Consider the following 6,686-nt stretch of genomic DNA (forward strand, 5'->3'; position numbering starts at 1 on the left):
TGGGATGGACTGCGCCGCGCTGCCTCTAATCGTCCTCGAGGGTGGAGCCGGCGCGGCCGGCCGTCGTCATGGCGATGGCGGCGAGGGTCACCAAGGCGGCGGCCACCAGGAACCAGGCAGGCGCGAGCTTGCTGCCGCTCGCCCCGATCAGCCAGGTGGCGATCAGGGGAGCGGTGCCGCCGAACAGGGCGTTCGCCGCGTTGAAGCTGAGGGCGAAGCCCGAATAGCGCACGCGTGTGGGGAACAATTCGCACAACAGGGTCGGCAGCGTGCCGCCATTCATGGCGAGCAGCGCGCCGAACAGGGACCAGATGCCCAGAATGGCCAGGAAGCCGCCGCTGCCAAGGCCGGTGAAGGCGACGGATGACAGCACCATGAACAGTGGCACGGTGAGGACGGCGAAGAGCAGCGAGCAGGCGATCAGGACCGCCTTGCGGCCGAGGCGGTCCGACAGGGCGCCCATCACGAAGATCGAGGCGAGATAGACCGTCAGCGCGATGGTCGAGCCGAGAAAGGCGGCGGTTTCGCTGATGCCGAGCTCGGTCGCCAGATAGGTCGGCATGTAGCTGAGCACGAGATAGAAGCCGACGGCGTTGAGCAGTGTGCCGCCGAAGGCGATCAGCACCTGGCGGCGGTGCTTGCCGAGGAGCTCGAGCACCGGTGCCGGCGGCACGTGATGGGCGGCCTCCAGGGACTTGAAGTGTCGCGTCTCCTCGAGCCGGCGGCGGATGAAGACGCCGACATAGCCGAAGGGCAGGGCCAAGAGAAAGGGCAGGCGCCAGCCCCATTCCTGCAATTGCTCGGTGGTCAGCAGCGCGTGGAGCAGGGCGACGAAGAGGGAGGCGGCAAGCAGGCCCGCCGCCTCGCCGGCCGGCACCAGGCAGGTATAGATGCCGCGCTTGCGGTCCGGCGCGTGCTCGGCGAGAAACGAGGCGGCTCCGGCATATTCGCCCGAGGCGGCGAAGCCCTGCACGAGGCGGGTGAGCAGGAGCAGCACCGGTGCGGCCAGGCCGGCCGTCTGGTAGGACGGTAGAAAGGCGATGACGAAGGTGGCTGACGACATGATGAAGATCGACAGCGTCAGGGTCGATTTACGGCCGAACTTGTCGCCGAAATGGCCCCAGATCACACCGCCGATCGGGCGGACGATGAAGGACAGGGCGAAGACGCCATAGGTGGCCATCAGGGCGCTGCGCGTGTCGGTCGCCGGGAAGAACACCACGGCGATCACCGTCGCCAGGAAGCCGTAGACCGCGTAGTCGAACCATTCGACGAAAGTGCCGATGAAGCTGGCAAAGGCGGCGCGGCGCAGGATCGTGTTCGATGCGGCCGGCTGCTGGCCGGCCTCCAATATGGCCGATGGCGCGGCGGCCGGGTGCGGATTGCTCATGCGGACGTTTCCCCTCTTGGATGAATCTCGGTCATCAAGCTGTCGTCCTGGCCGGTGTCGGTGTTGCTGCCTTCTGCGGGCGTGATGGCGGCCGGACGATTGGCCCGGGACCATGCCGCAACCGGAAACATTCGTATTTCGAAACTTTCCAATTCTTACATCGGAAAATTTGATGTAATTTACCCCTGTCGAACATTGGCCGGCGTGCGAGGACGATGCGGATCAGCGATTACATGGTGCGGAACCTGCGCACCTTTTGCGCGGTGGTGGAGCATGGCGGCTTTGGCGGGGCCCAGGCCGTTCTAGGCGCGGGCCAGTCGGTGATCTCCACCCATCTCAAGGATCTCGAACTCGCTCTAGGCTTTACGCTGTGCCAGCGTGGGCGCGGCGGCTTCTCGCTGACTCCGAAGGGCGAGGCGGTCTATCATGAAGCCAAGCGTATGCTGGGGTCGCTCGAGACCTGCGAGGCCAATCTCGGCGTGCTGCGCAAGATCCTCACCGGCCATTTGCGGGTGGGTATCGTCGACAGCGAGGCCGATAATCCCGATCTGCCGGTGCATCGGGCGGTGCAGCGTTTTTTCGAGCGCGAGCAGCAGGTTCGGCTGAGCCTGGAGGTTGGCACGCCCGAGGCGCTGAGCAAGGGGCTGCAGAACGGGGACATCCATGTCGCCATCGGCCCCTTTCCAAACCGCCAGGCCAATATCGATTACGCGCCCGTCTATGTGGAGGAACACGCCCTCTATTGCGGACACACCCATCCGCTCTTTGCCGGCGATGCGGCCGAAATCACGCCCGCCGTGATCGCCCGCCACCCGATGACCGTCCGCCCCTATTTGCATCGGGCCGAACTCGCCGCCCTGCAGGATCCCCTGATCACGGCTTCGGTCTCGAACATGGAGGCGCAGGCCGTGCTGATCCGCAGCGGCTGCTTCCTCGGTTTCCTGCCGGTTCATTTCGCCCGCAAATGGGTCGAACGGGACGAGATGCGGGCTCTCGACGGGCCCGGCCTGGTCTGGCGATCGCAATTTTATATCGCTTTGCGCGTGCAGCCCGAACCGACCGAAGTGGCACGTCAGTTCACGCGCGATCTTGCGGCGACCTTGGGATCCTCCGAGGCAGGATAAGAGCTCAGATAACGTTTTTCCATCAAATGAGTAACGGTACCGATAGTCGATCGTGCCGCAGGGAAAGTTGATCGATTTTGCGGCGATTGAAATGTCAGAAATCAGATTGACGGGAGCCATCGACAAACGCCGATCAGGGTTAAAATAGACCTATGCAATACGCTCGCCATGATTGCGACCGAATCATTACTTAGCGGTAATCTGGCAAACGGAGACCGATCTATGAACAAAATTCTGATCACAGTTTTGGCGGGCGCCGTCGCTATGTCGGTGGCTGGGTGTGCGTCGGACAATCCCGGCGACCGGGCGGTCGGTGGCGGCGTGCTGGGCGGCGTGGCCGGTGCGGCCATTGGCGCCGGTGTCTCGAAGAACAAGGGGCGCGGTGCCCTCATCGGCGGCGCCATCGGCGCGGCGGGTGGCGCTGCCGTCGGCGCGGCCACCACCCCGAGCCGTGAGCCCGAGCCGGGTTATGACGGCTATGGCGGCGGTCAGCGCCAATGCGCCCAGGTCGGCTATGATTCCTACGGCAACCGGGTTTGCACGGCCTATTACTGAGAAAGCCCATGAGGGGGATGGGGATGTCCCATCCGCAAAATAGTGGCCGGCCCTTTTGGCCGGCTCGCCCTCTGATCTGGCTCCGGGATCTGCTACCCGCGATGAGATCTGCCGCGCGGGCCAGGGTTTCGGTGTCACAAACGATGCCCTGTCAGCTTCATTTCGTCCTCCCGGCATGTCCCGAAAGGGACCCAAACAGGGCCTGGGCCGGCCTGTCTGCCTGCCGATCCTTGTTTTCGCCCATATCCGGCTTCACATCATTGGCGAAAGGGCGGTGGGCCCTCGTGGAACACTTCCCGGTGATCGACGGCATAAGTCAGTACAGGGTCGAGACTTGCTTGGTCATCGGAAAGCCGAAAAGGCCCTTTAGCGCATAGACCCGGTCGTCGATAAGCGTTGGCCCGATCATGATCGAGGGGCCTTCGCATCAATTGCAGAAGGAACAGGGGCCGCTTCGTGAATTGAAGCGGATATGGTGCTGGATGAAGGATGGATGGGTGCCCGGTGCACAAGGCGAACAAGGGAATGGCAACCCCGAAAAAGGGGAAAGCACTTCCGGCAGGGCGTGGCCTTGTTTTGATGGGCAGACATTCGATCGGATGCGCCGGCATGAGATTGCTTTTGAGCTGTGGCGAGATCAGGCACGGGAGCGGTCGCGCGGGATGGTTGACAGCTTGAGGGCTGTTCGCCGACAACTGCGGGCGAAACTTGCCGTTTTGCGAAAGTCTCGTTTCGCGGTGGCAAATCAGGCGGACGGGCACCAGCATTTGACCGCCTTCCTCCAGGCCCGGCTGGAAAAGGATCACGCCATGTCCGCCATCACGAATCTTCCGGGCTGACGGCATGCGAGGTGTCATTGGAGCGATCGCATTGTCGGCCATGATGCATTCAGGCATGGCTCTGGCCCAGGAAGTGAGACGCTCGGCCGTCGGCTATATGGACGTGACCTGTGACCGATGGACGGCGAGCGCCAATTCGACCCAAGGCACAGCCTATGCGGCCTGGGTTGCCGGTTTCTTGAGCGGGGCGAATCTGGCCGAGCGGGCGGAGGATTGGCTGATCGACGAGGACGGCACCTCGATCCGCCGCTGGATCGGTGAATATTGCAAGGCCCATCCTGTGGAGACGCTCGGGGCCGCCGCGGTGATGCTGCGCCAGGCGCTTCAGCAGCGCGCGCGGTGACGGCGGGGCCGGGGGCCTTGCGACGGCCTGCTTCGGCCCAGCTGATCCATTGCATCGGAAAACTCTAATTTGCCGCCGCTGCGGGCTCCCCGAAACTGAGCGACGATGTTCCAGGGCAAAGCGCCTTGGGAGGCATCGCGGCCCTCGCATCTGCCGGGTGGTGTGATCGCGGCCAACTGGAGCAAAGCGTGTTCATGGCTGAACGCTCGTTTGCTTCAGCTCTCTGTTTCGACGCGTCTTTGCGATTCTTGCCGCCTCCGTCAAATCGCAAAACGCTTTTGGGGAATTTCATGCGCGATCCACGCTACGATATTCTGTTCGAGCCGATGAAGATCGGCCCGGTGACGGCCAAGAATCGGTTCTACCAGGTCCCCCATTGCAATGGCGGCGGCTATCGCGATCCGTCTGCTGCCGCCGAAATGCGGCGGATCAAGTCGGAAGGAGGCTGGGGCGTCATCTTCACCGAGCAGACCGAGATGCATCACACCTCGGAGATCACCCCTTTCATCGAATTGCGTCTGTGGGACGATGCCGATATCCCCGCCTTGGCCAGGATGGCCGACGCCATGCATGAGCATGGCGCCCTCGCTGGCATCCAGCTCGCCTATTCCGGTATCAATGGTCCCAATCTCTATACCAAGGAAGTTCCGCGCGGGCCCTCGGCCCTGCCGATTCGTACCTTCACCAATGATCCGGTCCAGGCCCGCGCCATGGATCGGCAGGATATCCGCGATCTCAGGCGCTGGCACCGCAACGCCTTCAGGCGGGCCAAGCAGGCGGGCTTCGATCTGGTCTGCCTCTATGGCGCACATGGCTTTGGCATCATCCAGCATTTCCTGTCGACGGCCACCAATCACAGAACGGACGAATATGGCGGCTCGCTGGAAAACCGCTCTCGGCTGATGCGCGAGTTGATCGAGGAGGGACGCGATGCCATCGGCGACAGCTGCGGCCTGACCTTGCGCATCTCGCTCGACGAGATGATCGGCGAGCTCGGTTTCGGCAATGCCGAGGTCCGCGACATGATCGAGATGCATGCCGACCTGCCCGACCTGTGGGACCTCGCCCATGGCGCCTGGGAGGATTGCTCCGGCCCTTCGCGCTTCAAGGAGGAGGCGGCGCAGGAAAGCCTGGTCGCCGGCATCAAGAAACTGACCTCCAAGCCCGTCGTCGGTGTCGGCCGCTTCACTTCGCCGGACGTAATGGCGCGGATGATCAGGTCCGGCACGCTCGATTTCATCGGCTGTGCCCGGCCTTCCATCGCCGACCCCTTCCTGCCCAGGAAGATCGAGGAGGGCCGGATCGAGGACATCCGCGAGTGCATCGGCTGCAACATCTGCGTTACCGGCGACATGACGATGTCGATCTCGCGCTGCACCCAGAACCCCACCTTCATGGAAGAATGGCGCAAGGGCTGGCATCCCGAGCGCATGCAGGCCAAGGGCGCCAGCGAGAGCGTGCTGATCGTCGGCGCGGGCCCGGCCGGGCTGGAGGCGGCGCGCGCCTTGGGGATGCGGGGTTACAAGGTCGTGCTTGCAGAGGCCGGCACCGAACTCGGCGGCCGCGTGGCGCGGGAATGCAGATTGCCGGGCCTGTCGGCCTGGGGTCGCGTGCGCGATTATCGCCAGTACCAGCTCAGCCAGATGCCGAATGTCGATATCTATTTCGACAGTCTTCTGTCGGTCGACGACATTCTCGGATTCGGTTTCGAACATGTCGCGCTCGCCACCGGCTCGACCTGGCGCCGGGACGGCGTGGCGCGTGCCCATGTCGTGCCGATGTCGATCGATGTCGCGATGCCGGTCTTCACGCCCGATGACGTGATGGAGGGCAGGCTGCCTGCCGGCAGGGTCGTGCTGTTCGACGACGATCACTATTACATGGGCGGTGTGCTCGCCGAACTCCTGTCGCGACAGGGCGCGCGGGTGACGCTGGTGACCCCTTCCGCCTATGTCTCCGATTGGACCCGCAATACGCTGGAGCAGGGTGCCATTCATCGCAGGCTTGCCGAGCACGGGGTCGAGATCGTGCTCAACCGGACGGTGGCGCGCATCGGCGCCGGCGGCGTGGTCACGGCCTGCAGCTATACCGGGGCCGAAGCCGAGCTGGCGGCCGATGCGGTCGTGCTAGTCACCGCTCGCCAGCAGGAGGACGGGCTGTGGCAGGCTCTCACGGCGCAGCAGGGCGAATGGGCCGATAGCGGCATCCGCAGCATCAAGGTGATCGGCGATGCCGAGGCGCCGGGCCCGATCGCCTGGGCGACCTATGCCGGACATCGCTTTGCGCGCGAATTGGACGAGCCCGATATCGGCGACGCCCTGCCGTTCCGGCGTGAAATAACCGCGCTCGCGCGAGCGTAGAAACACGATTCGAGTCAAGCTTTACGGGGGTGCAAAGCTTGCATGACGGTTCTGCAAAAAAGTGATGTTTCCAGT

At 63.7% G+C, this 6,686-nt stretch carries 6 protein-coding genes; 5 read left to right on the plus strand and 1 reads right to left on the minus strand.

From position 1 onward, the window contains the following. Positions 1-25 precede the first annotated feature (25 nt). Positions 26-1,390, minus strand: coding sequence for an MFS transporter (locus ACZYTC_RS30140; RefSeq protein WP_488991275.1), 1,365 nt, complete (start codon positions 1,388-1,390; stop codon positions 26-28). 215 nt (positions 1,391-1,605) lie between these two features. On the opposite strand from ACZYTC_RS30140, the gene ACZYTC_RS30145 reads away from it, so the two are divergent. The 5 genes from ACZYTC_RS30145 (at position 1,606) to ACZYTC_RS30165 (ending at position 6,611) form a co-directional block, all read left to right on the plus strand. Next, positions 1,606-2,514: a LysR family transcriptional regulator gene (locus ACZYTC_RS30145; protein WP_441771694.1), complete on the plus strand. Its 909-nt coding sequence runs from the start codon at positions 1,606-1,608 to the stop codon at positions 2,512-2,514. Positions 2,515-2,736: 222 nt separating this feature from the next. Continuing rightward, a complete protein-coding gene (locus ACZYTC_RS30150; RefSeq protein WP_434960101.1) occupies positions 2,737-3,069 on the plus strand; it encodes a YMGG-like glycine zipper-containing protein in 333 nt (110 codons plus the stop codon). 407 nt (positions 3,070-3,476) lie between these two features. Then, a complete protein-coding gene (locus ACZYTC_RS30155) occupies positions 3,477-3,908 on the plus strand; it encodes a hypothetical protein (protein ID WP_488991276.1) in 432 nt (143 codons plus the stop codon). Between the two features lie 4 nt (positions 3,909-3,912). Further along, positions 3,913-4,251 carry an HdeA/HdeB family chaperone gene (locus ACZYTC_RS30160; RefSeq protein WP_434960103.1) on the plus strand — a complete coding sequence of 113 codons (339 nt, stop codon included), beginning with the start codon at positions 3,913-3,915 and terminating at the stop codon, positions 4,249-4,251. Between the two features lie 290 nt (positions 4,252-4,541). Then, positions 4,542-6,611, plus strand: coding sequence for an oxidoreductase (locus tag ACZYTC_RS30165; protein WP_488991277.1), 2,070 nt, complete (start codon positions 4,542-4,544; stop codon positions 6,609-6,611). The last annotated feature ends 75 nt before the right edge of the window (positions 6,612-6,686 follow it).

It is taken from the genome of Labrys sp. F242 (assembly GCF_057813875.1).